Annotated in this window: 20 protein-coding genes; 10 read left to right on the plus strand and 10 right to left on the minus strand. The window is 36.9% G+C overall.

The window, feature by feature from the left end; translation table 11 throughout:
* Window positions 1–465 (plus strand): DoxX family membrane protein, encoded by a 465-nt coding sequence (locus tag NAT51_RS08310; protein WP_250597747.1) that lies wholly within the window; start codon window positions 1–3, stop codon window positions 463–465.
* Between the two features lie 219 nt (window positions 466–684).
* Window positions 685–957 carry a DUF4242 domain-containing protein gene (locus NAT51_RS08315; protein ID WP_250597750.1) on the plus strand — a complete coding sequence of 91 codons (273 nt, stop codon included), beginning with the start codon at window positions 685–687 and terminating at the stop codon, window positions 955–957.
* A gap of 51 nt (window positions 958–1,008) precedes the next feature.
* Here the strand turns inward: NAT51_RS08315 and NAT51_RS08320 are convergent, their stop codons facing one another.
* Window positions 1,009–3,636, minus strand: a complete 2,628-nt coding sequence (locus tag NAT51_RS08320) for a valine--tRNA ligase (RefSeq protein ID WP_250597752.1) — start codon at window positions 3,634–3,636, stop codon at window positions 1,009–1,011.
* A 300-nt stretch (window positions 3,637–3,936) separates the two neighbouring features.
* Here NAT51_RS08320 and NAT51_RS08325 point away from each other — a divergent pair, with 300 nt between their 5' ends.
* The gene (locus tag NAT51_RS08325) at window positions 3,937–4,371 is read left to right on the plus strand and encodes a DUF1573 domain-containing protein (RefSeq protein WP_250597754.1); all 435 of its coding nucleotides are present in this window, start codon (window positions 3,937–3,939) and stop codon (window positions 4,369–4,371) included.
* 34 nt (window positions 4,372–4,405) lie between these two features.
* On the opposite strand, the gene NAT51_RS08330 is transcribed toward NAT51_RS08325, so the two are convergent.
* From NAT51_RS08330 to NAT51_RS08345, 4 genes are all read right to left on the minus strand, one after another.
* Window positions 4,406–5,743, minus strand: a complete 1,338-nt coding sequence (locus NAT51_RS08330; protein ID WP_250597756.1) for a retropepsin-like aspartic protease — start codon at window positions 5,741–5,743, stop codon at window positions 4,406–4,408.
* An 85-nt stretch (window positions 5,744–5,828) separates the two neighbouring features.
* Window positions 5,829–6,524, minus strand: a complete 696-nt coding sequence (locus NAT51_RS08335) for a LytR/AlgR family response regulator transcription factor (RefSeq protein WP_250597758.1) — start codon at window positions 6,522–6,524, stop codon at window positions 5,829–5,831.
* The gene (locus tag NAT51_RS08340) at window positions 6,521–7,591 is read right to left on the minus strand and encodes a sensor histidine kinase (protein ID WP_250597760.1); all 1,071 of its coding nucleotides are present in this window, start codon (window positions 7,589–7,591) and stop codon (window positions 6,521–6,523) included. Before NAT51_RS08340 ends, NAT51_RS08335 begins: the two co-directional genes overlap by 4 nt.
* A gap of 70 nt (window positions 7,592–7,661) precedes the next feature.
* Window positions 7,662–8,045 carry a DoxX family protein gene (locus NAT51_RS08345; RefSeq protein ID WP_250597762.1) on the minus strand — a complete coding sequence of 128 codons (384 nt, stop codon included), beginning with the start codon at window positions 8,043–8,045 and terminating at the stop codon, window positions 7,662–7,664.
* A 155-nt stretch (window positions 8,046–8,200) separates the two neighbouring features.
* Here NAT51_RS08345 and NAT51_RS08350 point away from each other — a divergent pair, with 155 nt between their 5' ends.
* The gene (locus tag NAT51_RS08350) at window positions 8,201–9,394 is read left to right on the plus strand and encodes a pyridoxal phosphate-dependent aminotransferase (protein WP_250597764.1); all 1,194 of its coding nucleotides are present in this window, start codon (window positions 8,201–8,203) and stop codon (window positions 9,392–9,394) included.
* A gap of 138 nt (window positions 9,395–9,532) precedes the next feature.
* On the opposite strand, the gene NAT51_RS08355 is transcribed toward NAT51_RS08350, so the two are convergent.
* On the minus strand, window positions 9,533–15,289 hold the full coding sequence (locus tag NAT51_RS08355) for a T9SS type B sorting domain-containing protein (RefSeq protein ID WP_250597766.1): 5,757 nt from the start codon (window positions 15,287–15,289) through the stop codon (window positions 9,533–9,535).
* Between the two features lie 300 nt (window positions 15,290–15,589).
* On the opposite strand from NAT51_RS08355, the gene folE reads away from it, so the two are divergent.
* Window positions 15,590–16,261: a GTP cyclohydrolase I FolE gene (gene folE / locus NAT51_RS08360; protein ID WP_250597773.1), complete on the plus strand. Its 672-nt coding sequence runs from the start codon at window positions 15,590–15,592 to the stop codon at window positions 16,259–16,261.
* 130 nt (window positions 16,262–16,391) lie between these two features.
* Entirely contained in the window at window positions 16,392–17,873 is a 1,482-nt protein-coding gene (gene cysS, locus NAT51_RS08365; RefSeq protein ID WP_250597775.1) for a cysteine--tRNA ligase, read from the plus strand.
* 408 nt (window positions 17,874–18,281) lie between these two features.
* Here the strand turns inward: cysS and NAT51_RS08370 are convergent, their stop codons facing one another.
* The 4 genes from NAT51_RS08370 to NAT51_RS08385 form a co-directional block, all read right to left on the minus strand.
* The gene (locus NAT51_RS08370) at window positions 18,282–18,881 is read right to left on the minus strand and encodes a hypothetical protein (RefSeq protein ID WP_250597783.1); all 600 of its coding nucleotides are present in this window, start codon (window positions 18,879–18,881) and stop codon (window positions 18,282–18,284) included.
* Window positions 18,823–20,100 carry a hypothetical protein gene (locus NAT51_RS08375; RefSeq protein WP_250597785.1) on the minus strand — a complete coding sequence of 426 codons (1,278 nt, stop codon included), beginning with the start codon at window positions 20,098–20,100 and terminating at the stop codon, window positions 18,823–18,825. The genes NAT51_RS08370 and NAT51_RS08375 overlap by 59 nt, the downstream gene beginning before the upstream one ends.
* Window positions 20,101–20,189: 89 nt before the next feature.
* Window positions 20,190–20,495: a hypothetical protein gene (locus NAT51_RS08380; protein WP_250597787.1), complete on the minus strand. Its 306-nt coding sequence runs from the start codon at window positions 20,493–20,495 to the stop codon at window positions 20,190–20,192.
* A 9-nt stretch (window positions 20,496–20,504) separates the two neighbouring features.
* Complete coding sequence (locus tag NAT51_RS08385) at window positions 20,505–22,880, minus strand: hypothetical protein (RefSeq protein ID WP_250597788.1); 2,376 nt, start codon at window positions 22,878–22,880, stop codon at window positions 20,505–20,507.
* Window positions 22,881–23,231: 351 nt separating this feature from the next.
* Between NAT51_RS08385 and NAT51_RS08390 the strand changes: the two genes are divergently transcribed.
* The 4 genes from NAT51_RS08390 to lgt all read left to right on the plus strand — a co-directional run bounded on the left by NAT51_RS08390 (window position 23,232) and on the right by lgt (window position 25,896).
* Entirely contained in the window at window positions 23,232–23,765 is a 534-nt protein-coding gene (locus NAT51_RS08390) for a helix-turn-helix domain-containing protein (RefSeq protein WP_250597790.1), read from the plus strand.
* A 110-nt stretch (window positions 23,766–23,875) separates the two neighbouring features.
* Window positions 23,876–24,283, plus strand: a complete 408-nt coding sequence (locus tag NAT51_RS08395; RefSeq protein ID WP_250597792.1) for a hypothetical protein — start codon at window positions 23,876–23,878, stop codon at window positions 24,281–24,283.
* Between the two features lie 374 nt (window positions 24,284–24,657).
* Window positions 24,658–24,882 (plus strand): membrane protein insertion efficiency factor YidD, encoded by a 225-nt coding sequence (yidD, locus tag NAT51_RS08400; RefSeq protein WP_250597794.1) that lies wholly within the window; start codon window positions 24,658–24,660, stop codon window positions 24,880–24,882.
* 75 nt (window positions 24,883–24,957) lie between these two features.
* Complete coding sequence (lgt, locus tag NAT51_RS08405) at window positions 24,958–25,896, plus strand: prolipoprotein diacylglyceryl transferase (protein ID WP_250597804.1); 939 nt, start codon at window positions 24,958–24,960, stop codon at window positions 25,894–25,896.
* Window positions 25,897–25,903 lie beyond the last annotated feature (7 nt).

The following is a 25,903-nucleotide window of genomic DNA, read 5'->3' on the forward strand; positions in this document are numbered from 1 at the left end:
ATGAAAGCATTAAAAATTATCATCATCATTTTGAACCTATACATAGGTGGTTTTATGATCTACGGAAGTTTCGGAAAATTTAAAGAAACTCCAAAAGCAACTGAGATTGTTGAAAAAGTCCAAAAAGGTGAAGAAGTTGCACCGAATGTTGACGTTTTAAAAATCAAAAACTACATCTTCGGAATGAAACAATCAGGTTTTTTCTGGCAGTTTTTGGGGATTATGGAATTAGTAGCCGGATTATTACTGGTAAGCCAGGTGTCCTCAAGAATCGGAGCAATTATTGCGCTTCCTTTAACGGTAAATATCTTCTTGTTCCATTTGTTTCTGGAAGGACATGAAATAGGCGAATTAATTCAAACTTTATGTTTATTATTAGCCAACTTGTTTCTAATTGCTTCTTCCTTTAAAATCTGGAAGCCTCTCTTATTGGACAAATCAATCATTCAATTCAAAGAAGCATAATTTTCCCGACATAATATTAAAGGCCATCAAAATGATGGCCTTTTTTTTATATAACACTTTTTAAATCAATAAATTAGCAAGTTATTTCATAACTTTAACAATTATTCCTTTCCTCAAAATACCATTCCTTTCTATTTAACAAAGCATGGAGTCCAGAGACCATCAAAAAAAACGGGGCAAACCCAAAAGCCAGAATTGGGAAAGTAAAATTTTAAACCTATGCCAAAGTATGTGATCGAAAGAGAAATCCCCGGCGCGGGTGATTTAACGCAGGAACAGTTGAAATCAATTTCACAAGCGTCATGCGGGGTTTTAGACGAATTAGGCCCAAAAATACAATGGGTTCACAGTTATGTAACCGATAATAAAATTTATTGTATTTACAACGCACCGAACGAAGAAATGGTTCGTGAACACGCTAAAAAAGGCGGTTTTCCAGCCAATAGCGTGAGTAAGGTACACACTATCATTGATCCAATCACAGCAGAATAAAAAAATCCCATCAGCTCACGCGGATGGGATTCATTTTTAATCCATATTGCTTTATTTAAGGCTCATCAAACTTTGCTCAATAGTAGCAATTTTAGCCAAAGCATCAGCTTCTTTCTTACGCTCATTCGCAATTACCTGCTCAGGAGCACCGGCTACGAATTTTTCATTCGATAATTTTCCTTGAACCGATTTCAGGAAACCTTTTGTATAATTCAACTCTTCAGTCAATTTTGCAATTTCAGCTTCTATATCAATGCTTCCGGTAATAGGAATAAAATATTCATTTGATTTGATACGGTAAGACAAAGCTCCGTCTACTTTTTCAGAAACATATTCCAAAGAAGAAATATTACCTAATTTAGTAATGATAGCATCAAAGAACTTCGAAGCATTTTCATTATTCACTACTTTAAGCTCAATTAAATCCCTAAACGGAATGTTCTTGTCTTTTCTGATCGTTCTGATTCCCGAAATAACTTCTGTGGCAAACTCAAAATCAGCAATCAGTTTCTCATCATACGATTTCAATTCCGGCCATTCTGCAACGATTAATGCCTGTTCCGGAGTTCTTTCAGCAATGTGTTGCCAAATTTCCTCTGTTAAAAACGGCATGAATGGATGCAATAATTTCAGGTTGGCTTCCAACATTTCAATCGCTTTATTGAAAGTAGCACGGTCAATTGGCTGTTGGTATCCCGGCTTAATCATTTCCAGGAACCAAGAACAGAAATCATCCCAAACCAACTTATAAATAGCCATCAAAGCATCTGAAATACGGTATTTCCCAAAGTTATCTTCAATTTCAGCCAATGTTTTCTGCAATTTAGCCTCATACCATTCGATAGCTGATTTAGATGATTCCGGTTGCGCGATATCTGCTACCTCCCATCCTTTAATCAATCGGAAAGCGTTCCAGATCTTATTGGCAAATCCTTTACCTTGGTTACATAATTCTTCATCAAATAAGATATCATTTCCGGCCGAAGCACTCAATAACAATCCGCATCGAACACCATCTGCACCAAACTTTTCGATTAATCCCAGCGGATCAGGTGAATTTCCTAAAGATTTAGACATCTTACGTCCTTCCTTGTCACGTACCAAACCTGTCAGATATACATTTGAGAATGGCTTCGCATCGGCATATTCATAACCTGCAATGATCATACGGGCAACCCAGAAGAATAAAATATCCGGTCCGGTTACTAAATCGTTTGTTGGATAATAATATTTGAAATCCTCATTTTCAGGATCCATTACTCCTCCGAAAACAGCCATTGGCCATAACCATGATGAAAACCAGGTATCCAATGCATCAGCATCCTGACGTAAATCTGCCGTCTGTAAATTTGCATTACCTGTTCTCTGTTTCGCTAATTCCAAAGCATCTGCCGGTGTTTCAGCTACTACAAAATCTTCTTTCCCTTCTCCGTAATAATAAGCCGGAATTTGCTGACCCCACCATAACTGACGGGAAATATTCCAATCACGGATGTTTTCCATCCAGTGACGATAGGTATTATTAAAACGTGAAGGATATAATTTTACTTCATCTGATTCTAAAACTGCTTTAATGGCAGGTTTTACCAAATCTTCCATTTTTAGGAACCATTGATCTGATAAGCGTGGCTCAATAACAGCTTTGGTTCTTTCAGAAGTTCCAACGTTATTGATATGCGTTTCAATCTTTGCAATCAAACCAAGTGATTCCAATTCTTTTGAAATTTCCTCACGAACCACAAAACGGTCTTTCCCCTGGTAATGTAATCCGTAGGAATTCAAAGAAGCATCTTCATTGAAAATATCGATGATTTCCAGATTGTGCTTAGCACCCAATTCTTTATCGTTTACGTCATGTGCCGGTGTAACTTTCAAACATCCGGTACCGAATTCCCTATCAACATATTCGTCAAAAATGATCGGAATTACACGGTTGCAAATTGGAACAATTGCATTCTTTCCTTTCAAATGGAAATAACGCTCGTCTTCCGGATGAATACAGATCGCAGTATCTCCCAAAATAGTTTCCGGACGTGTGGTCGCAATGGTAACAAATTCATTCGAACCTTCAATCTGGTATTTTAAATGGTATAATTTCCCTTGTCTTTCTTCGTAAATAACTTCTTCGTCTGATAAAGTCGTTTTCGCTTCCGGATCCCAATTTACCATTCGGTAACCGCGGTAAATCATTCCTTTATTGTATAAATCAACAAATGAACGGATAACCGAAGCTGACATATCCGGATCCATAGTAAATTTAGTCCGGTCCCAATCACAAGAACAACCCAATTGTTTTAATTGTTCCAAAATCGTTCCACCGTATTTATCGGTCCATTCCCAGGCATGCTTTAAGAATTCTTCACGGGATAAATCATTTTTATTGATTCCTTCCGATTTTAACTTCGCAACTACTTTAGCTTCGGTAGCAATGGAAGCGTGATCAGTTCCCGGAACCCAGCAGGCATTAAACCCTTTAAGACGGGCACGGCGGATTAATACATCCTGAATTGTATTGTTCAGCATGTGTCCCATATGCAAAACTCCGGTTACATTGGGTGGAGGAATTACGATAGTATATGGTGTTCTATGATCAGGTTTTGAGTGAAAATAGTTATGCTCCATCCAGTAGTCATACCATTTTTTTTCTACTGACTTGGCTTCAAATTGTGCAGGTATCATGTTTGTTTAAAAAATTTAAATGTTAAAAGTCTGAAGTTGGGTAAACTTCATTAAAGGTTACAAAAAGCTAATTGTTTCCTCTCCGGCCCATCACCTCTCAACAATATTGTCTGGTGGCCGGTATAAGGAATTTTGAATCTAAAGACAGACTCGCTCCTGAAAAGTTATATAGAATTGACTTTGGTACACTTTTTGTAATTTACTATGCAAAAGTAAGGAAACTAAGCAAATATAAAAAGAAGTTATTTTTTTTGTAAGTTTACGGAAACAAATCTAACTTTACCTAATAAATGAATTGATATGAAAAATTTATTGTCATTAATAGCTGTTGTATTATTTGGTATTTCAGCGCAGGCACAAAGTGGTGCAAAAATTGAATTTAAAGACAAGGACAATACCATCGATTATGGTACTGTTACCAAAGAAACCGATAACGGCATCAGAGTTTTTGAATTCACCAATACAGGTGATGCTCCGTTGATTATCACCAATGTACAATCTACATGTGGCTGTACTGTACCCAGTACACCGAAAGAACCTATTTTACCGGGTAAAAAAGGAAAAATTGAAGTTAAATATAACATGAACCCAGGGCCGATAAGAAAAACCATCACCGTTGAATCTAATGCGGTGAATTATGAAGGCGGAAAAGTTCCTTTAAAGATAAAAGGAACTGTTGTAGCACCCGCAGACGTAAATGTTATGGAGAAAAAGAAAAGCATAATGAATCAATAAAAAAAAAGCCCTGAAATTTCAGGGCTTTTTTTATTTATAATATTTTCTTGAGCTGGAATTTACCTTTTACAGGCACTCCTTTCCGGTCTACTTCCAGTCTGATTATTTTACCTTCTTCCGAACGCATCATCTCAATAATATCCTGTAATTTATATTGGTAAGCCGAATTACCGTTAATATTGGTCAGAACATCTCCTTTTTTGAATCCTGCAAGATCAGCAGGTGAATTAGGTCTTACCTTAATAATTTCATATTTCGGTTTCAGTGAAAACTGGTACTTAAAACGTGTCGGCGCATTATAAGTCGACAAATCCACATTTATGACATTCGTGGTTGATACTAAATTTGCTTTCAGTTCGACTTGCTCTTTTACCCAATGTAAACCGCTGTGTCCAATTTCAATTCCACTCATGTTATAATTAAATGGTTCGTCAAAATTGACATTCTTTTTCAAATACATTTTCCCTCCGGAATAATCAAAGAGTATATGGAATCTTTTGAGGATTTCAGAACCTATGGATCCATTTCTGCCCGAAACCATATAAACGTGTCTGATCGATTCTTTATTCGGAAAGGAGATCGTCGAATTATCAATAACGTTTCCGGCCAAATCAATTTTTTCAACCCTTGCTCTTTTTCCAAAAATTTCACCACTGAAACCATTTCCAAGGTAATCTTCAAAATACACTTGCGGCGATACGATTCCTTTTTCTTCATTTTCAAATAACCAGATGGCATCACTTCCTCCGGAATCGACAAGCAGTTTCGTATTCACCTGTTTTCCGTTTAACAACACATCAGAATTGATGTACGGTTTTTTCATTTCAATTTCCATCGGTAAAACATCAAAAGATTTCAGCTTTTTTCTGGAATACGCTTCTGAACTTCTGTAAACATTTATTTTTTTCGTGCGGTAATTCAATTCTACAAAATGATTTTTAAAAAACTGATAACCAATGATACCATGAACGGGAATTCCTATTTGTGACGAAAAATTGATTTCCTGGTCAAGTATAATGAATACATCGTGATTGTCGTCGACAAAATCTTTGATTTTCAACGTATTGCTTTTAGAAAACAAAGCATCTATAGGCTCTCCGCTTCCCAATCCTCTCATCTTGATTTTTTTGGCATTATTGAATGTTATCGAATCCGTTTCTTCAAGACTGAATAAAATAGTATCATCCACGCCGGTATCCAATAAAAAACTCAAATCAATACCGTTTATGTTCACCGGAATAATCACCAGATTATTACTCAGTTTAAACGGGATACTGATTTTATCCTTATCAGAACTGAATTTGAATCCATCCTGACAGAATGACAAGTTAAACGCACACAAAAATGCGAAAATGAGATAGTAGTTTTTCATTAAAAATGATAAATTGAAATTGAACCTGCTCCTATAAAGTTACAAATTATGCAAGTAAGATTTTCTTTATGAAAAGTTAATATTTTCAATGCTCCTGCTCTTTATAGGTTCTTCCTACAGGGATTTTAACGCCATTTACGACAAGCTCATTTGCCGAATAAATTTCAACTTTATCCTGGGCAACAATATAGGATTTATGAATTCTTTTAAACTTTTTCTTATCCAGGATTTCTTCAATTTTACTAATTGGCATTTTAATCTTGACATCTTCATTTTTAGTATGGATTACAATGTATTCCCTGAAACTCTCAATGAAGTAAATATCGTCCGAGTACAATTTTATCTGACGCTTTCCAAAATGCACCAATATATAATCCCTCTCACTATGTTCAATCAACGCTTCTTCAGCTTTAAAAAAATGCTTGAATTTCAGTACTGCCTTCTCAAATCTTTGATAAGGTATTGGTTTCAGTAAATAATCAATAACATCCAGTTCAAATCCTTCCAAAGCATAATCATGATAAGCCGTTGTCACAATAACTTCAGGCGGATTTTCAAGCTTTCTTAAAAAATCGAACCCTTTCAAAACCGGTAAATGCAAATCAAGAAACATCAAATCAACAGCTTCCCTTTTCAGCACGGAATGGGCATGTATCGCATCAGAACATATTTCAACCAACTCAAGTTCCTGGTCCTTTTCTATAAATGCCGCAATGATATCAGCCGCAATAGGCTCATCTTCAACAATCAGGCATTTATATTTTTTATTTTGCTGCTTCATTTATTAAAATCTATGGTTAAAAAAACCGTATAAACATTTTCTATTTTTTCTGTGGTAAGTGTATACTTCTTTGGATACAATAATTCCAGTTGTCTGTTAATATTGTTCAAACCTATTTTTGTGGATTGAACCGTGTTATTCCGTTCATCAATTGAATTGGATATCATATAACTTAAAAGATTATCCTTGAGCATCAACTCAATTTTGATAAACGAATCGGCAATGCTTTCCGAAGCACCATACTTAAAAGCGTTTTCAACGAATTGCAACAATATCAAAGGGGAAATCTCTTTAAAAGGCCTGTCGACATCGTGAAAAAAAGTAAGATTAAGATTTTTATGCCTGATCTTCTGAATGTCAATAAAGTCTTCTATATTTTCAATTTCTTTACCGATTTGCACTGTTTCCTTAGCCGATTCAAAAATATTATACCGCATTATTTTAGACAGTTTCAGGATTATTTCGGGTGTATCATCAGATTTCCGTATGGCCAATCCGTAAATATTATTCAGTGTATTGAATAAAAAATGGGGATTAATCTGTGCCTTCAGGAATTTGAGCTCGGTTTGCAATTTTTCGGATTTAAGTTCGCTCAATTCATTTTTCATGACCAAATGCTGTCTGAATTTCTCAAACCCAAAAGCAAGTGATGTACCGAAACCAATATTCATAAGGGCATTGAATATTCCAAACAATGAAAAACTGTCAATATCTTCTTTTACTTTATACACTTCCTGATACACAAAATAATGGCAGGAAATACGGAATGTGATAACAAAAAAAGCCATGCAGAAAATAATTGAGACCACCTTGGCGGTAATTGACCTGAAAAACTTTGTTTCGGTATCAATTATAGCCAACAGAATATAAAAACAGGGGATTATCGATAGATCGAAAATAACAATTGACACAAGCGAGAACCAAATAACATCAAGCCAATTGGTTTGCAAATGCTGTGGCAGATAAGTACTTAAATAAGCATATTCAGAATTGACCTGATAGATAAAATACAATATCCAAAAAAGGATGTGTGAAGTAACTTTATTCTTCATTAAAATGAAAATCATGATTATATGCTTTAAAAGTAGAAAATTATCTACAAACAATCGTTTTTAAACTCGTCATCACCCAAAATAATCATTTTTCGCTCTTAATTAATCCGTCCGGGAACCAAAAGGAAAGAAACACGAAAATCAGAATAAAATTAAACTCAATCCCGTTACGGCCTCCCCCAACAACATACCAGCCTTCCTGACCGTGAATCATGATGATACCGGAAATTAAAATAATGATATTCAGGATTGCAATTGGCTTAAGAAACCGGTTGGCCAATAGTGCATAAATGGAAAACAAATGAATCAGCTTAATGGTAATGGCCAATGGCACACTGAAAATACCAAATCCTTTACTGGCCAGAAATTCGTTCCCAAAAGCCAAAACATCACCTGAAACAATGGATGGTACGCTATGCATAAACATCACAACTGCCAGGCCGAATCTAATTAAAAATGTGCTTTTCATCTTTTTTTTATACAAGTATAGAAAATCAATTGATTAGTTGATTCAAACGAGCTACAAACAACAACTTAGCATCTATTTTTTTAACAAATCAAACGGCTAAAATTATTTTTATTTGGATAAAATGTCGCAAATTTGCGGCACCAAACTTTTTAATTATGCCTAAAATATCAAATAAAGGACAACACATGCCCGAATCACCAATCAGAAAATTGGTTCCTTTTGCTGAAACAGCAAAGAAAAAAGGGCACAAAGTATACCATTTAAATATTGGTCAACCTGATATCAAAACTCCGGAAGTAGCACTGGAAGCTATCAAAAATAGTGACATCAAAGTTTTGGAGTACAGCCATTCAGCAGGTTTTGACAGCTACAGAACCAAACTGGCACAGAGCTATCAGAAAATAGGTTTACCTATCAATAAGGAAGATATCATTGTTACAACCGGAGGTAGTGAAGCCTTATTATTTGCTATGGGAAGTACAATGGATGCCGGTGATGAAGTAATTATCCCGGAACCTTTCTACGCTAACTATAACGGATTTGCAACTGCATCAGGCGTTAATGTTGTTCCGGTTATTTCAGGAATCGAAACCGGATTTGCCTTACCTCCTATTGCTGATTTTGAAAAACACATCACATCAAAAACAAAAGCTATCCTGATCTGTAATCCCGGAAATCCAACCGGATATTTATACTCTCAGGAAGAAATCCAACAATTGGCAGCATTAGTAAAGAAACACGATTTGTTTTTAATTGCTGACGAAGTTTACCGTGAATTCGTTTACGATGAAGGTGCAAAACATTATTCGGTTATGGATGTTCCCGGAATTGAGGAAAATGCCATCATGATCGACTCTGTATCGAAACGTTACAGTATGTGTGGTGCCCGTATAGGATGTGTTGTTTCAAAAAACAAAGAAGTAATGGCAACGGCAATGAAATTTGCCCAGGCAAGGTTGTCACCTCCAACATATGAGCAAATTGCAAGTGAAGCTGCTTTGGATACGCCGCAAAGCTATTTTGATGAAGTAATAGACGAATATAAAGACCGTAGAGACACTTTAATTTCAGAGATGAACAAAATCCAGGGCGTAAAAATTGCAACTCCTAAAGGAGCATTTTACTGTATTGCCCAATTACCCGTAAACGACGCCGATGATTTCGCGCAATGGTTATTGGAATCATTCGATTTTAACGGAGAAACCGTTATGGTAGCTCCTGCAGCAGGATTCTACTCTACTCCGGGAATGGGTAAAAACGAAGTACGTATTGCTTATGTATTGAAAAAAGAAGATTTAATCAAATCCGTACAAATTTTAGGAGAAGCTTTAAAAGCTTATAATGCATAATCCGGAATATTCTTAAATTCCTGTTCAAGTAAGAAAAGACTTTCAATTATGAAAGTCTTTTCTTTTTGCATCATTATCGCTTTTCCAATTCAAATAAAAAAAGGCTTTCATAACTGAAAGCCTTTTCTTTTTATATCATTATCGCTTCATTGCAAAATGCGATCTGAATACTTTTTGAAGTGAATTCTCTTCATAGTATACCACAAACCAGTAGTCTGTTGAAGGTAATGGTTGGCCGTTGTAAGTTCCATCCCATCCTAATCCGGCAGGTCTGATTACTTTTAACAGTTTTCCTAATCTGTCGAAAATCTCAATCTTAGACTCCACTTGTGAATTTAAGAAACCAATATTCCAGGTATCGTGAATACCATCACCGTTAGGTGTAAAATATCTTGGGAAGTCAATTACTTCTACCGACTCTGAATACGGATTACATACATTATGTATATCACGTACACTTACAGTATGGGTTCCCGGCGTCACATGAGTGAAAACATTACTCGTTTGGTATTGACCGCCGTCCAATTGATATTCATAATTTCCTGCCGGTATCGCAGTCACTTCAATTGACAATACCTCTGCAAAATAGTTAGAAGTAACGAAAGTCAAATCTGTAGGTGAAGACGATGGCAATACTGTAGCCTGTGCACTCGCAGAAGAACAGTTTGGAGCCGCAACCGTAGTTGCCACAACACTGTAAGTACCCGGTGCAGTTGCTGTATATGAACTTTGGTTACCAACAGTATTTCCTGCAGCGTCAGTCCAAACAAATGTATACAATGTTGCACTTAAGTTTGAATCCAATGTATAAGTACTCAATGGTGCATTTGTAGCCGCATCAACACAGATATAACCCGGAGTCAATGCAATCACAGGTATTGGGTGTATTGTTACCGTAACCTGCTCTATATCGCTACAAGTACCGTTTGAGCTTTTGATATAATAAACACCTCCAACTGCCACAGCGTTTGGATTCGTTAATGGTGTTGTTGCCGTAGCATTGGTCCAGTAAGTCAATGTACCACCACCAGTGCTTCCTGCTGTTACCGCAGCTGCAGTCAAATCAACTGTTGTTGGCGAACAAACAGCAGCAGGATTTGTTATCACTAATACAGGAGTTGTCAACATCGCAGCATTGCTGAATGAAGCTGAAGCCGCTGATGTACAGCTTGCGTTAGCAGTTGTTACGGTATAATTAGTTCCGATTACCATTCCGTTGATTACACCACCGGCACCGATTGTAGGTCCTGCAGGAGTAAACACGTAGTTTTGGGTATTCACATAATTTGAAATTGTACTGGTTCCGTTTGCAGTACACGTTGGCGCCACACTTGTAATAGTAGGAACTGCCGGTGTCGTCAACATAACAGGGTTTCTGAAGGTTACAGATGAAGCTGAAGTACACGTTCCGTTTCCGGCTGTTACCGTGTAATTAGTTCCGGCTGTCATTCCGCTGATTACTCCTCCTGCCCCAACTGTTGGTCCTGTCGGTGTGAATACATACGTTTGTGCCGCATTGTAATTTGTAACCGTACTTGAACCGTTTGCAGCACATGTTGCCGGTGTAGTAGTTACTGTCGGTACTGCCGGTGTTGTTAACATTGCTGCATTACTGAATGAAGCAGAAGCTGCAGAAATACAACTGCCGTTTGCAGCAGTTACCGTATAACTTGTACCGATTACCATTCCGTTAATTAAACCGGTTGCCGTAACTGTTGGTCCTCCAGGTGTAAATGCATAAGACTGGGTAGAAACATAGTTAGCGATTGTACTGGTTCCGTTTGCAGAACAGGTTGGTGCCACACTTGTAATTGTAGGTACGGTAGGCGTTACCAACATTACAGGATTATTGAATGTTGCTGAAGAAGCTGAAGTACAACTTCCGTTTCCTGCTGTTACCGTATAGCCGGTACCGGCTGTCATTCCGCTGATTGCCCCACCCGCTCCAACTGTCGGACCTGCCGGCGTGAATACATACGTTTGGGCAGCATTATAATTTGTAATCGTACTTGAACCGTTAGCCGCACAAGTTGCCGGTGTAGTCGAAACTGTCGGAACTGCAGGCGTGGTCAACATCGCTCCATTACTGAATGAAGCTGAAGCAGTTGATGAACAACTTCCATTTCCGGCAATAACTGTATAATTAGTTCCGATAACCATACCGCTGATTAACCCTCCTGCTCCTACAGTAGGACCTGCTGGAGTAAAGGTATAGGTTTGGGCTGCATTATAGTTAGCAATTGTACTGGTACCGTTTGACGTACAATTTGCCGGTACACTTGTAATAGTAGGAACCGCTGGCGTAGATAACATCACCGGATTGTTGAATGATGCTGATGAAGCCGATGTACACGTTCCGTTTCCTGCTGTAACCGTATAATTAGTTCCTGCAGTCATACCTGTAATTGCTCCTCCGGCTCCTACAACAGGACCTGCCGGCGTGAATACATACGTTTGGGCAGCATTATAATTTGTAATCGTACTTGAACCGTTAGCCGCACAAGTTGCCGGTGTAGTCGAAACTGTCGGAACTGCAGGCGTGCTCAACATCGCTCCATTACTGAATGAAGCTGAAGCAGTTGATGAACAACTTCCATTTCCGGCAATAACTGTATAATTAGTTCCGATAACCATACCGCTGATTAACCCTCCTGCTCCTACAGTAGGACCGGCCGGTGTGAAGGTATACGTTTGTGCAGCGTTATAATTTGAAACTGAACTTGATCCGTTAGCTGAACAAGTAGCAGCAACTGTAGCAATAGTTGGAACAGCTGGTGTGGTCAACATCACCGGATTGTTGAATGATGCTGAAGAAGCCGATGTACACGTTCCGTTTCCTGCTGTAACCGTATAGTTCGTTCCCGCAGTCATACCTGTAATTGCTCCTCCGGCTCCTACAACAGGACCTGCCGGGGTAAAGGTATACGTTTGGGCTGCATTATAGTTTGTAACCGTACTTGATCCGTTTGCCGCACAAGTTGCCGGTGTAGTCGAAACTGTAGGGACAGCCGGTGTAGTTAACATCGCTGCATTGCTGAATGATGCTGAAGCAGCTGAAGTACAACTTCCGTTACCTGCCGTTACCGTATAGTTAGTTCCCAATACCATTCCGCTGATTGCTCCTCCCGCTCCTACCGTTGGACCGGCCGGTGCGAAGGTATACGTTTGTGCAGCATTATAATTTGAAACCGAACTTGATCCGTTAGCAGAACAAGTAGCAGCAACAGTAGCAATAGTTGGAACAGCTGGTGTTGCCAACATTGCAGGGTTATTAAATGATACTGATGAGCCTGATGTACAAGTTCCGTCACTTGCGGTTACTGTATAACTTGTACCAACTGTCATTCCCGAAATTACTCCTCCTGCACCCACTGTTGGACCAGCTGGTGTGAAAGCATATATTTGGGCTGCATTGTAATTTGTTATAGTAGTTGATCCGTCTGCCGCACAAGTTGCAGGAGATGAAGCAACTGTCGGTACTGCCGGAGTAGTTGACATCGGTGCATTGCTGAATGAAGCTGATGCTGCCGATGTACAGGTACCACTGGTAGTTGTTACCGTATAGTTTGTTCCGATTACCATTCCGCTGATTACTCCTCCAGCTCCAACTGTAGGACCAGCCGGTGTGAAGGTATACGTTTGGGCAGCGTTATAGTTAGAAATCGTGCTTGATCCGGTTGCAACACACGTTGGTGCCGTACTTGCAATAGTTGGAATTGCAGGTGTAACTAACATCACCGGATTATTGAATGATGCAGACGAAGCAGATGTACAGGTTCCGTCACCGGCTGTAACTGTATAGTTCGTACCTGCTGTCATTCCGCTGATTACTCCTCCTGCCCCAACAGTTGGGCCTCCCGGTGTAAATGTATAGGTATAAGTTGCGTTATAATTTGTAATAGTACTTGAACCGTCAGCAGCACAAGTAGCAGCTGTGGTTGTAATAGTAGGTACTGCCGGTGTTGCAAACATAAACGGATTTGTAAATGGTGCAGATGAAGCAGATGTACATGTTGCATTACTTGCTGTTACCGTATAGCTCGTTCCTGTTGTCATTCCGCTGATTGCTCCTCCCGCTCCAACTGTTGGACCAGCCGGTGTGAAAGTATACGTCAGTGTCGCATCATAATTAGTAATAACACTTGAACCATTACCCGAACAAGTAGCTGCCGAAGTAAAAACTGCCGGTATTGCCGGTGTTGTTAACATAACCGGATTAGTGAACGAAGCAGAAGCCGGTGACATACATGTACCGTTACTTGCCGTAACTGTATAACTGGTTCCTGTTGTCATTCCGGTTATAACCCCTCCCGCACCCACAGTTGGTCCTGCCGGTGTAAAAGTATACGTATAAGTTCCGTTATAGTTTGTAATGGTAGTAGCACCGTCTGCAGCACAGGTTGCAGCAGTAGTGTTAGTCGTTGGTGCCACAGGTGATGCAATAATCGTAACGTTCACCGCTGGCGCCGTATAAGACGGACATGATCCCGCTGCCCCTACAAAATAACTTACCGAATAAACGCCCGGTGTACTTCCGTTAGGTGTAATAGCTCCTGAGTTAGCGTCTATGATTAATCCGGCCGGAGTAGCAGAAAATGTTCCTCCTGAAGTCAATCCTGTCAAAGTAGGACTTTGTGAAGCCGTAAGACTGTCACAAAATGGATCAGCATATGAGAAAGTTCCTCCCGGTGCCGATACTAAATTAATGGTAAATGATCTTAAATTAGTACACCCGGTTGTATTCTGGTCTTCAATCTCAACCCAAATAGTTTGTGGATAAACCGAAGAAGCAGGTGTATAAGCACCTAAAGTTGCATTTGGTATTAGTGCTCCGGGTACTCCGGCATTATCAACATAATACCTGAAAACGAAATCAGCTGCCGGATACGTATCTAACATATAGGCATTCTGATTGATATTAAAAGGTGGTGTACCACACTGAACAATATTTTGCGGGTTTCTGGTAGGCAATGGTCCTTCAGGGCCAACAGTAACATCTTCCTGAATAACCACCTGGGTACCGTCGCATCGCATATAAGTCGCTACAGCTGTATAGGTAGTGGAAACAGTTGGGCTTACAGTCAAAGTGTTCTGACCTACTCCAGTACTCACTCCGGGACCTAAAGAAGTAGGACCGTTAAACCATTCAATATTAACATTCGATCCTCCCGGTGCACTTGGTGTAAAACGCCAAGCTTCGTTAGTTGCACTCCAGTTTCCGGTATTTCTACCCGGTGGAACAGCAGCTAACGAACCGTTCTGGTTCATAATACCAATAACCCCGACTCCACTTCTCCAAGTGTTACATGGGGTTCTTTTATTAACTAAAACGTCAATTGTATTAGTTGTCTCGTATAAAATAATCTGGGATGTCTGTAAACCGGCAGCAGCTCCACAACCGAACTGCGGCAATTCGTTAAAGTTGGCCACAAACGCCCTGTTTGGATACGTTCCTGTAATATAATAAGTAACTCTTTGAATCGCTCCGTTTGTAACCGGAGGAGTTCTGATATCGGTATCCTGGTAAACACCGTAAATCGCATTTCTTTCAATAAATGTTGCGCTTGGTATTGGTCCTGTAAGCGCATAATCACAACCGGTTCCTCCAGGGCTTCCTCCCGTAACAGCCGTAGAAGTCGGTAATTCTGTTCCTCCGGCAGTACCTCCAACCGCTGCAGGGTTAATATTAAAACTTACAATACCGTTTGACCCAACAATTACGTGGGTATAGTTTCTTCCGTAAAAACAAAAAGGAAACGGTAACGGGACAGACACTGACCAGATATCATCCTCATTTGTGGAGTTAATCTGGGTTCCCGTAGTAAATGAATATTGCGGCGCATACGGAATGGATGTTACATCATAATTATTCGTATTGGTCGCATAAGTCTGCAAAAAATTTGCCTTAAGACCGGTCGGATCCCCCGCGTTACATATCGGCAAAGGTGCCTCTATATCTATGTAAACAGTGGGGGCATTTTGCCCGTAAGAAAAAAAGCTTATAATTGATAAAAATAATATAAGTAGGTTTCTTTTCATGTTGTAATGTTATTAATTTAGTAAAAAACGTCGAAAATTAGTAATTTTTTTGGCAAGTACTAATTTTTTTTGTATTTTTTTAAGAACACATAGCGTTAAAAAAATTCAATATTATGCGTATATTTGCCTGATAAATTAAATCTGTAATACAATATAATGGCTCATAACGAAGATTTTCAAGAAGAAATCGGAAACAATCATATCGCAACAAGTGCTGTAAACCCTTTACGTAAAGATGCATTTGACAAAACTGATGAAGAAAAAATCGCATTGATTAAAAAAGACGTTGAAAGCATACTTATTACTTTAGGTATGGATTTAACAGACGATAGTTTAAGCGGAACACCTAACCGTGTCGCTAAAATGTTTGTTAAAGAAATTTTCGGAGGACTTCACCCTCACAAAAAACCGGGATCATCAACCTTCCAAAATCATTACAAATACAATGAAATGCTGGTTGAAAAAAACATCGTGGTTTATTCTACCTGCGAACACCACCTTTTACCCATAATCGGACGTGCACACGTGGCTTACATTTCTAACGGCAGTGTTATCGGTTTATCAAAAATGAACCGTATCGTGGACTACTATGCAAAACGCCCACAGGTACAGGAGCGTTTAACCATGCAGATTGTACAGGAATTACAACGTGTATTGGGTACTGAAGATGTGGCCTGCGTAATTGACGCCAAACACTTATGTGTGAACTCAAGAGGCATCAAAGACATCGAAAGCAGCACCGTAACTTCAGAATTTGGGGGTAAATTCAAAAACGAAGCGACACGCAAAGAATTCCTGGATTACATTAAATTAGACACTAAATTTTAATTTATAGTCCTGATTACCCAAATTGTTCTAATGACAGTCCAGTCTCTGGCAACTATCATCAATAACAGGGAGGCTAAAAGGCTAATCATAACACAGCTTTAGGGTTGTGTCACTAAAAAACGAACTCAAAATGGCATTCTATCAATCTCATACATTACAGGTATACAATACAATTTCAGGAGAAAAGGAAACCTTCTCTCCCATTCATGAAGGAAATATTGGTATGTATGTATGCGGTCCTACCGTTTACAGTCATGTGCACTTAGGAAACGTACGGACTTTCATGAGTTTTGATATGATATACCGCTATTTCAACCATTTAGGGTATAATGTGCGTTATGTACGAAACATTACCGATGCCGGACACCTGACCGATGACGGAAATGTGGATAACGACCGTTTTGTAAAACAAACACGTCTGGAGAAACTGGAGCCGATGGAAGTGGTTCAAAAATATACCGTATACTTCCATAAGGTATTGGATTTATTCAATTTCCTGCCTCCAAATATCGAACCGACAGCAACCGGACACATCATCGAACAAATCGAATTGACCCAAAAGTTAATCGAAGACGGTTTTGCCTACGAAAGCAATGGCTCTGTTTACTTTGATGTTCAGGAATACAATAAAAGGGGAATGAATTACGGCGAACTGAGCAACCGCAATATTGACGAACTATTCGCCAATACCCGCGACTTGGACGGCCAGAATGAAAAGAAAAACCCGCAGGATTTTGCGCTGTGGAAAAGTGCTTCACCGGCCCATATCATGCGTTGGAACTCTCCCTGGGGAGAAGGTTTCCCGGGATGGCACCTGGAGTGTACTGCCATGAGCACTAAATATTTAGGCGAAACGTTCGATATTCACGGTGGCGGAATGGACTTGAAATTCCCGCACCATGAATGTGAAATCGCACAGGGTAAAGCCCGCAACGGTGTGGAACCGGTAAAATACTGGATGCATACCAATATGCTTACCATGAACGGTCTTCGTATGAGTAAGTCAACCGGTAATTTTATTTTACCAATGGAACTGATTAACGGTGACAATGATTTCTTCGAAAAAGCATTCAGCCCAAGCATTGTGCGTTTCTGCTTCATGCAGGCGCATTACCGCAGTGTATTGGATATTTCCAATGAAGCTATGGTAGCCAGTGAAAAAGGGTTTGCCCGTTTAATGGAAGGTATCAAATTAACTGATAGTTTACCGGTATCGGCCAATTCATCTGTGGATATTGAAAAATGGAAGCAATCGTGCTACGATGCCATGAATGATGATTTCAATACGCCTATTTTAATCGCCCAATTATTCGAAGGTATCCGCTACATCAATTTAATCAACGATAAAAAGGAAACGATTACCGAAGCGGATCTGGCCACATTAAAAGAAACGCTTTCTGTATTTGTTTTTGATATATTGGGTATCCGAAACGAAGCGGAAACCGCGAATAATTCGGATAAGTTAAGCGGTGTTGTGGAAATGCTGATTAAAATGCGTAACGAAGCCCGTGCCAATAAAAACTGGGCCTTATCTGATGAAATCAGGGATCAGCTGGCCGAACTGGACATCATCCTGAAAGATGGTAAAGAAGGTACTACTTTTACGTTTTAATATATAAACCCGCTGAATGGCGGGTTTTTTATTGGGTGTTGGTATGTGTGTCAGTAGCAACTTACTTCCCTATGATCAATATATTTGACCCAGTCAGGGTTTGGAACCCTGACTGGGTTGACGGACGTTAAAAGCTTACTTTTACCCCAACAGCGGTTGGAGACCCTGTTGGCGGTTGGTGGAATTGGGATTTTTCAGGAATACTCTTTTAGTCTGAGCATATTCCTGTTTCTAAAATTGTTAAGTCAATCTTACGATTAAATAAAAAACTACAACTTTTTAGGGCTGCAGTTTTATTTGTTTTCCTCTCTTTTTGGGTAGGGATTGCACTCAAAGCTTTAGCCGAACTGACGAAGTAAATCCACTCGATCGGTTGCTCGACAGGAACACCTTGAAAAAGTTAAGAATTTAGGGCTTACAATAAATGTAAACACCATCTACTCCTGCTTCTTTGCATCCATTAATGAATGAAGAAATAAACCACAAGATCTGTATAACTTCATTTCTTTCTGCAAAAGCTTCAGCATCTCGTAATTGCTGAAGCTTAATTTCTAAACCGCTTTTTGAGATAAAATTCAGGGCTAGATAAACTTCTCTTTGATGATTAGGTTCTAATATGGTACTCCTAAATCGGTCTGTGAAATCAATTATTGAATTACCTTTGCGTAACCTTCTAATTTGTGTTTGAAAGCCATCGTTATTGTAATTACTATCCCAGAATGCTTGTTTTGAAGCTAATTGAAAATCCTGTGGCATTAGGTTTCCTAAATTTTTTAGGGCTTGTCCAACAATATCTTGAAAAGCAGATGCTGAATAATTTACGTTTTTATATTTTGAATGAATGAACTGTATTTTATTTCCACTGATACTAATATGATCAGCCCATTCTTTTCCGAAATCATCACAAACTAAATATTCTGAGTCTTGTAAAAATATGTCTTCGACAATACTAAAAACTGATGAAGGGGGTGAAATTGGTAGAAGTCGCCGAAAATGTACCTTTTTCACTATTTGCATTTTGAAGTTGGGGATTAGGAATAAATATCTTTAGAAAGTTATCAATATTACCTAAGAGTCTATTGTCTTTAAACAACTTTCGATTTGTATAGATAAGTTCACAATTGTCAAAATTTACTATGAATTGATTTGATGAATTAATGTAATCTACTAGATTTTGAATCCTTCCATTATCTTTAAATAAAATAATATTTTTTAATTTTTGAGATCTTACTGAAATAGATTTTTCATTCATTCTTACTTCTAAATCATTTACATATGGATTCTGGATATCATAAGTTGTAAGACCAACAGTATTATGGTTTATTATCTGAAGTAAAGTTTCTACCTTAGTGACATGTTTAATCAAATTTATTTGTCTTTGGTTACCATCATCTAAAACAATTCGAGTCTCGTGAATAACATTTTGTTCCAAATCTTCGTATAATTTTGAGAAGATAAATAAGATTGCAATTGGCATTAGGTCATGTCTATGATCTTTAAAATCTATAGATTCAGAAAAAATTGAGAGAAAAGTTTCTCTCTCTGCATGAGTTCTTAATTTTTGAACCTGTAAAAATCCCCATTTAGAGATTTCTTTAATGGAACATTTTTTTCCGAATTTGTTTATTCTTGAAGTATTTAATGAAAGTGAAGTTTTTTCCTCGTCATTTTTGACTCTCATATTATTTACAACATAATTACTCGTGCCTAAAGGAGAAAGATTTTGTTGTAGATTAAGAGATTCAAGTGACTTTTGACGCATAGCACGATCTGAGACATTCATGTTTTGCATATTTAGTTTTTCAATTAGGGTATCTTCATCAACATATAGAGTTGAGAGAACCTTATAATCGATTGGATCAAATTTTTCAAGAAATTCTCTAAGTTTACCAACATTTCTTCTAATCATCATCACATAGTCTTTAAAGTCAATTATAAAGATATATGCCAATTTCATTTCTTCCCAATTATCTAAATGTTCCTCAAGAATAGATGGAATAACAGTATAACGGAAGATACAAATTGAATAGTTAAAACTCTGTTCATCAATTATAATTTCTTTATTTATAGCTCTTAGAAGATAATTTCCAATTTTTTCTCTTGAAATTTTTATGAAAAGATTTGTAATAAGAAATCTAGATAGATTTACTTGATCCGGATTTGAATAAAAATAAGCATTCTCATTCAAAACAATTTGGTTTAAAATCTCATCTTCGGTTAGTTGCATAGTAAGTATTTTTAATTCTATGTTTCTTTAAAATTCAGTTATAAGTTATTTAACTTTTTATAACATGTTCAGAATTTTTATATTTAAGTTTAAAAACCTTCATCTTCATCTTTGATGATATATATATTAAATGACTTATATATATCATCAAGAGTTTCTTTTACTAATTTAATTTTTGAATCAGTTTCAAGTAATGAAAGTGGATCTTCATAAGTAATTTCAATTTCTCTATGTAATTCAAGTAATTCTGTTAGTTTTATTACTAATGGATTTAGTTCAATATCACCAGAAGTTGATAAATAAAGTTCTGGAAAAGAGAGTCTTCCATCTTGAAAGTTAAATTTTATTGAAACCTTATCTTTCTCAATATTATTAGCTATTAGTATATTATCCATGGTTTAGTACTAATTAATTAATTTTTTAATATTATATTTTCTAGCTCTTTGCTCAAAAATATACTGACCACCATCTAAAACATTACAGATTTCTTTTTGATGTTCTTTTTCTTCTAATACAAATTGCTCATATTCTATCGTATTTTCATTGTTTGTGCACATAATTACATTTTCAGCATCTCCATATACTACAATAGATGGATTATGAGTGACTAAAAATATTTGCTTTTTGAATTTTAAATCCCTTAATAAATCGATAAGTTTCTCGGTAATAAATTTATTACCTAAATTATCTTCCGGTTGATCAATAAAAATTATTTTTGAATTTCCACTTCTTAATATTGTCTCTAAATATTTTTCTGAATTAAAACCCGGGGAATTGTTTTTTGAAGTACTTTCCTCAGAATATTTGAGGTATTCTATAGGTTTATCAAATAAATCTAAAATACTTTTGATGTTTGTTTGTGTTTTTTTTGCTAAGTTTTCAGAAGAATTTTCTGCAAAATTTTTAATTTTCAGTTCACCTAGTGCCAACTTTATTAGTACGTCATACAAACTTGAGTTATTATTTGCATTACTGATACCTTCAAAGATTTTTGTTTTTATATTTTGATTGCTTTCGACTTCTAAAACTACTGCAACTTCATCATTAATTTTGATTTCTTGAACTCCTCCATATAACAAGTTTTCAAAAAGCAAGCAATGGGTTCGAACCTGCATCGCAATTTTAAAGACATCAGAAATATTTGCTTTAAGAATTGTTAATCTTTGATTTGAGGCCTCTTTTTCTCTACCTTTGAGGTCTAAATTTGCATTTTTACTTGAAATAACTTGTTTAACAAGTTCGATAAATTTTTCTTTTTTATCGTAGTTACTTTTAATATTTTTGAATAAAGTTTTTTTGGATTCTACTAGCTCTTGGAAGGTTTTTATTATTTCAACTTCTTCAATTGTGAATGACCAATTCTCATTCAACTTAAATTTTTCAGTATTTTCTATTAATAATTCCAATACATCTTGTGAGGTTTGAAAAGAATTGGTTTTATCTTCAATGTTTAATATGGCTTTAAAAATATAACTAGAATCAAGGATAGAGGCTATATCCTTATCATGAAATGTAAAATTAGAATTTAATACTTCATATAATTCACTATATAGTTCAATGAGTTTATCAATTAGATTATTTAAATCTTGCTTTTTAGTTTTAAAGAAATCTAAAGATGTTTTATAGCTATCAATTTCTCCAGATTCTTGAATTAAGTCTTTAAGTGAGTTGTTTTCAAAATAATTTACAATATCTCCTTGATTAATATAGATAATGTCATGTGTATTATAACTTATGACTTTTTTATACTCATCATCTAAGAAACTTTTAACGTTAGCATTACTAATATCTAAGCCATATTTATCAATTTGACTCTTTTTATTATTTATTTTTTTTCCTAAAATATTAAATAGTAAACTTTTCCCACTTGATCTCCCACCGATAATTGTGTTTAAATTAGGGCTAAAATACAATGCAGTGTTTTTTATTATTGGATTATCAACAAATTCAATACTATGTAAAAAATTGTCAAACCTCCTTAACACTTCAACTTCCGAAAACTTTTTTATTCTAGACTTTGGGTCAATAAAAGCAAATCGAATCGATTCAAAAGAAGGTTTACCTTTTATGCAATAAAATTGATGGTCATCACCGTCTTTATTTGTACATGGATACTTATTACAATTATGATTATCTGAAAAATTGATATATGGGATATCATCTTTTTCTTTAAAATCTAAAGTTTTAATTTTATCAAAACCTTCATTATAAGTTTGTCTGACGCTTTCTTTTACTTTTTCAAAAGCACTAGGCATTAATAATACCATTTGCTGACAAAGTTTCAGATCATATCCCTTATATGGGTCTAAAATACTTTTTGTATTGCCAGCATGTGGAATAAAAAAATAATTAAATCCATTAAATAAGTCATATAAATCATCAATAATTATTTTCCGATCTGTTAAAACTGAACCTTTTTTAAGGTATAGACCTTCTATTTTTTGTGAAATTATTTGAGCATCACTAAAACTCTCATTTTCAAATATTATGACACTATGATAAGTAATTGACTTACCTGATTCTGGGACTTCGATATCAAACTCACAACCAATCAAAAGTTTTGGATCCCCATCAGTAAAATTATCGTAATAAGTTTTGTACGCATCAACGTTAATAATATTATGATCAGTTAATGAAAATAATTTCACTTCGCTTTCTATTAGCTTTTGCTTTAAAACATTAATATCGAAACTTCCTTGATAATCATTAGTTTTAGTTTTTTTACTAAAGTCAGTATGAATATGCAAATCAACCTTAAACCAATCAGAATATTTTTTCATTACCTATACAATATTAATTTTTAGCAACTTTTCAGAAGCAAATTTCACTATTAAATTCATAGTTTTTTTACGGAAAACCATAAGTCTTTCAAATTGAGTCCTTTCAAAATTATTAATTTAGTTATGCAAAACTGTACGTATAAATACTACTTTTTAATTAATACTATATAGGTTATGAGTGCAAAAATTATCAACCAAATTATTTTTCAAAAAACCTGTGGCAAAATTTACACACCTTACTTTTTTTGCCACACTTTCCGTGGCAAAAATTTAAAAGCAAAAAAAAATTGCCACAACACAGAGTGTGGCAAAATATTTGGTTGTTATCAATTTTGCCACAACTTTTATACTATGGAAGATAAAGACACATTCAAGAAATTACTGGGCGTAACGCAGGAAGAAATTGCTACGATATTAGGTATCACCCGCTCGCAATGGTCCATGCATGAAATCGGTAAGAGAGGTTTACCGCTTTCGGCTGCATTGGAGTATACAAAAATGCTGCAATACGTACAGGAGAATTCTTTAAGAGAAATAGATCTCAAGTACTATTCAAAAGAAGAAGATGAAAAGCAAATTTTGGATCAATTCAATAGGGAAATAAAAAAGAATGAATTCAAAATACATAAACTGAATAAAAAAATAGAAGAAACCCAACTCTGCAACGATGACGGACTGGCCGCATTACGTATTGCTGAATATCTTGATACGCAACCCGAAAATGAGAGGATAGCCACTGTAAAGAAATTAATACGGTGTAAAGCCATGGCCAACCTGCAGAAAAACAAAGAATTATTACATAAGTATAATCTTAACAAGCAAATACTTCAATCGCGTAATGAAGTTTTCAAAAAAGAAATGAAAAATATTTTAAAAAACAATTAGCTGACAATGAAGTATTTGCGAATATAATTTTATTTTTTTAAGGTTATTTCGAGATTTTGGCACGCGGTTTGTTTGTAAGAAAAGTATCATTAATTTTAAATCGAATAGATATGACTTATTCATTAGACAAGTTGACTACAACAACAGACTGCGATGCAGTATTGAATTCAGCCCAAAGAGAGAAAAGGGATTTGGAATTTAAAAAAATCGGTGACGTGAGGTTCACGGAAAATTTTAGTTTTAACTCGGTAGAGACACAAGCAGAGCTTCAGGTAGTCCTGGCAGAATTGGCCGGATGTGAAATTGCGCTCAGCATGCTGGCTCCCGGCAAAAAAAGGGACACTGAAATTTTACGGAAAGCCAACCTCGAACACCGAAAATTTGTGATAGAGCATAAAAAGAGCGGAATTGCATTAGTCGAAAGAGAGCTTGATTTAGTGCTTATCGACAAAAAACTGGAAGGAATTGACGATTTTATTGTTGCCGTTACGGCTCATAAGGCAACTTTACCCAATTAGTTTTTTAGTTTATTTTTATTTGATCGACAAAAGAAAGAGTGCTTCACGGCACTCTTTTTTTATACAATGTTATCAGTCCGGTGGCTAAGCTCTGGTTGCTGAGCCTGTCGAAGCATCGAAGCCATCATTTAAATGAGCAACTTCTCAGTTACAGACCCCGGTGGCTGAGCTTGTCGAAGCCACCATTCAAATGAACAATTCCCGAGTGATAGATCGCGTTGCCTGAGGTTCTCGAAGACAGAGCAACTAAATCACAATTTGTGGCTTCGGCTCCGCTCAGCCACCTTCTTATATTCCCTTTAAAAAAAATCCCCCATAAACTATGCCGGCATCCATATTTTTCTGAATTTAGCAATAAATCTATTTCATATCAGATGCTGAACAAAATTTTACTTTTCCCGCTTATATTCCTGGTTAGGTTTTACCAGTACATCATATCCCCGCTTATGCCTGCCGCGTGCCGGTACCAACCCACCTGCTCAAGCTATATGATTGAAGCGCTGAAAAAGCACGGTCCTTTTTATGGCTTGTTCCTGGGCCTGAAAAGAATCGGAAGATGCCACCCTTGGGGAGGCAGCGGTTACGACCCGGTTCCGTAACAGCATAAAGTCTTCCAAATTATTTTGTCCGGTCTTTTTAAAACACTACTTTTGAATCAATCGATTTTATAAACTATGACTTACTTTTTATCCATTGTTTGGAATCCTTCGGAAGGAATACAAATTGGCTCTTTTACCCTACGCTTTTACAGCTTAATGTTTGTTGTCGCTTTTGCCCTGGGCTGGTATTTAATGTCGCCTATTTTCAAAAGAGAAGAAGAACCGCAGGAAAAACTGGATTCACTTTTTGTGTATATGGTGATCTCAATACTATTGGGAGCCCGTTTAGGACACGTTCTGTTCTATCAGACCGAATTGATTACCAAAGATCCTTTAAGCGTGTTTCTGCCCTTCCAATTCACTCCTGAGTTCAAATTCACGGGATTCCAGGGATTGGCCAGTCATGGTGCTGCCATTACGGTTATCATTGCCATGTACTTATACAAAACAAGAATTTTAAAGCGTTCTTACCTTTGGATTCTGGACCGTATTGTGATCCCTGTAGCATCAGGTGCAATCTTTGTACGTCTGGGTAATTTCTTCAATTCAGAAATCTATGGTCCGGTAACTTCCGGAGATCATTTCTACGCGGTTAAATTTGTCCGTGATGATGAATTCTGGAGAGATCAGAACATTCAGGCTATTACCGGTACCAATGACCTTAATAAGGCGTATAACTTAATCGAAAGCGATCCGCGCTTTTTAGACGTATTAAACCAAATCCCTTTCAGACATCCGGCCCAATTGTATGAAGCATTCGGATATGTATTCGTATTCGCGCTATTAATTTTCATGTACTGGAAAACCGATGCCCGCAAAAAAGAAGGCTTACTTTTCGGAACCTTCCTGGTAACACTTTTCTCGATCCGTATTTTAGTGGAATCGGTAAAAGAAAGTCAGGGTGGATTTGAGAATGTTTTAGGATTCCTTTCTACCGGACAATGGCTAAGTATCCCTTTTGTTCTGGTGGGTGCCTACCTGATCTTCAAAGCCAAAGAAAAGACAACCGTATAAATAAAAA

This window comes from Flavobacterium amniphilum, from assembly GCF_023634845.1.
Taxonomy (GTDB): Bacteria; Bacteroidota; Bacteroidia; order Flavobacteriales; family Flavobacteriaceae; genus Flavobacterium; species Flavobacterium amniphilum.

Excerpts from the sequence above, each read along its gene's own strand:
- NAT51_RS08350 (WP_250597764.1), top strand. The coding sequence starts at position 8,201 with ATGCCTAAAATATCAAATAAAGGACAACACATGCCCGAATCACCAATC.
- folE (WP_250597773.1), top strand. The coding sequence starts at position 15,590 with ATGGCTCATAACGAAGATTTTCAAGAAGAAATCGGAAACAATCATATC.
- NAT51_RS08375 (WP_250597785.1), bottom strand. The coding sequence starts at position 20,100 with ATGCAACTAACCGAAGATGAGATTTTAAACCAAATTGTTTTGAATGAG.
- NAT51_RS08345 (WP_250597762.1), bottom strand. The coding sequence starts at position 8,045 with ATGAAAAGCACATTTTTAATTAGATTCGGCCTGGCAGTTGTGATGTTT.
- NAT51_RS08310 (WP_250597747.1), top strand. The coding sequence starts at position 1 with ATGAAAGCATTAAAAATTATCATCATCATTTTGAACCTATACATAGGT.
- NAT51_RS08315 (WP_250597750.1), top strand. The coding sequence starts at position 685 with ATGCCAAAGTATGTGATCGAAAGAGAAATCCCCGGCGCGGGTGATTTA.
- lgt (WP_250597804.1), top strand. The coding sequence starts at position 24,958 with ATGACTTACTTTTTATCCATTGTTTGGAATCCTTCGGAAGGAATACAA.
- NAT51_RS08340 (WP_250597760.1), bottom strand. The coding sequence starts at position 7,591 with ATGATTTTCATTTTAATGAAGAATAAAGTTACTTCACACATCCTTTTT.
- yidD (WP_250597794.1), top strand. The coding sequence starts at position 24,658 with ATGCTGAACAAAATTTTACTTTTCCCGCTTATATTCCTGGTTAGGTTT.
- NAT51_RS08320 (WP_250597752.1), bottom strand. The coding sequence starts at position 3,636 with ATGATACCTGCACAATTTGAAGCCAAGTCAGTAGAAAAAAAATGGTAT.
- NAT51_RS08325 (WP_250597754.1), top strand. The coding sequence starts at position 3,937 with ATGAAAAATTTATTGTCATTAATAGCTGTTGTATTATTTGGTATTTCA.
- NAT51_RS08335 (WP_250597758.1), bottom strand. The coding sequence starts at position 6,524 with ATGAAGCAGCAAAATAAAAAATATAAATGCCTGATTGTTGAAGATGAG.
- NAT51_RS08395 (WP_250597792.1), top strand. The coding sequence starts at position 23,876 with ATGACTTATTCATTAGACAAGTTGACTACAACAACAGACTGCGATGCA.
- NAT51_RS08380 (WP_250597787.1), bottom strand. The coding sequence starts at position 20,495 with ATGGATAATATACTAATAGCTAATAATATTGAGAAAGATAAGGTTTCA.
- NAT51_RS08385 (WP_250597788.1), bottom strand. The coding sequence starts at position 22,880 with ATGAAAAAATATTCTGATTGGTTTAAGGTTGATTTGCATATTCATACT.
- cysS (WP_250597775.1), top strand. The coding sequence starts at position 16,392 with ATGGCATTCTATCAATCTCATACATTACAGGTATACAATACAATTTCA.
- NAT51_RS08330 (WP_250597756.1), bottom strand. The coding sequence starts at position 5,743 with ATGAAAAACTACTATCTCATTTTCGCATTTTTGTGTGCGTTTAACTTG.
- NAT51_RS08390 (WP_250597790.1), top strand. The coding sequence starts at position 23,232 with ATGGAAGATAAAGACACATTCAAGAAATTACTGGGCGTAACGCAGGAA.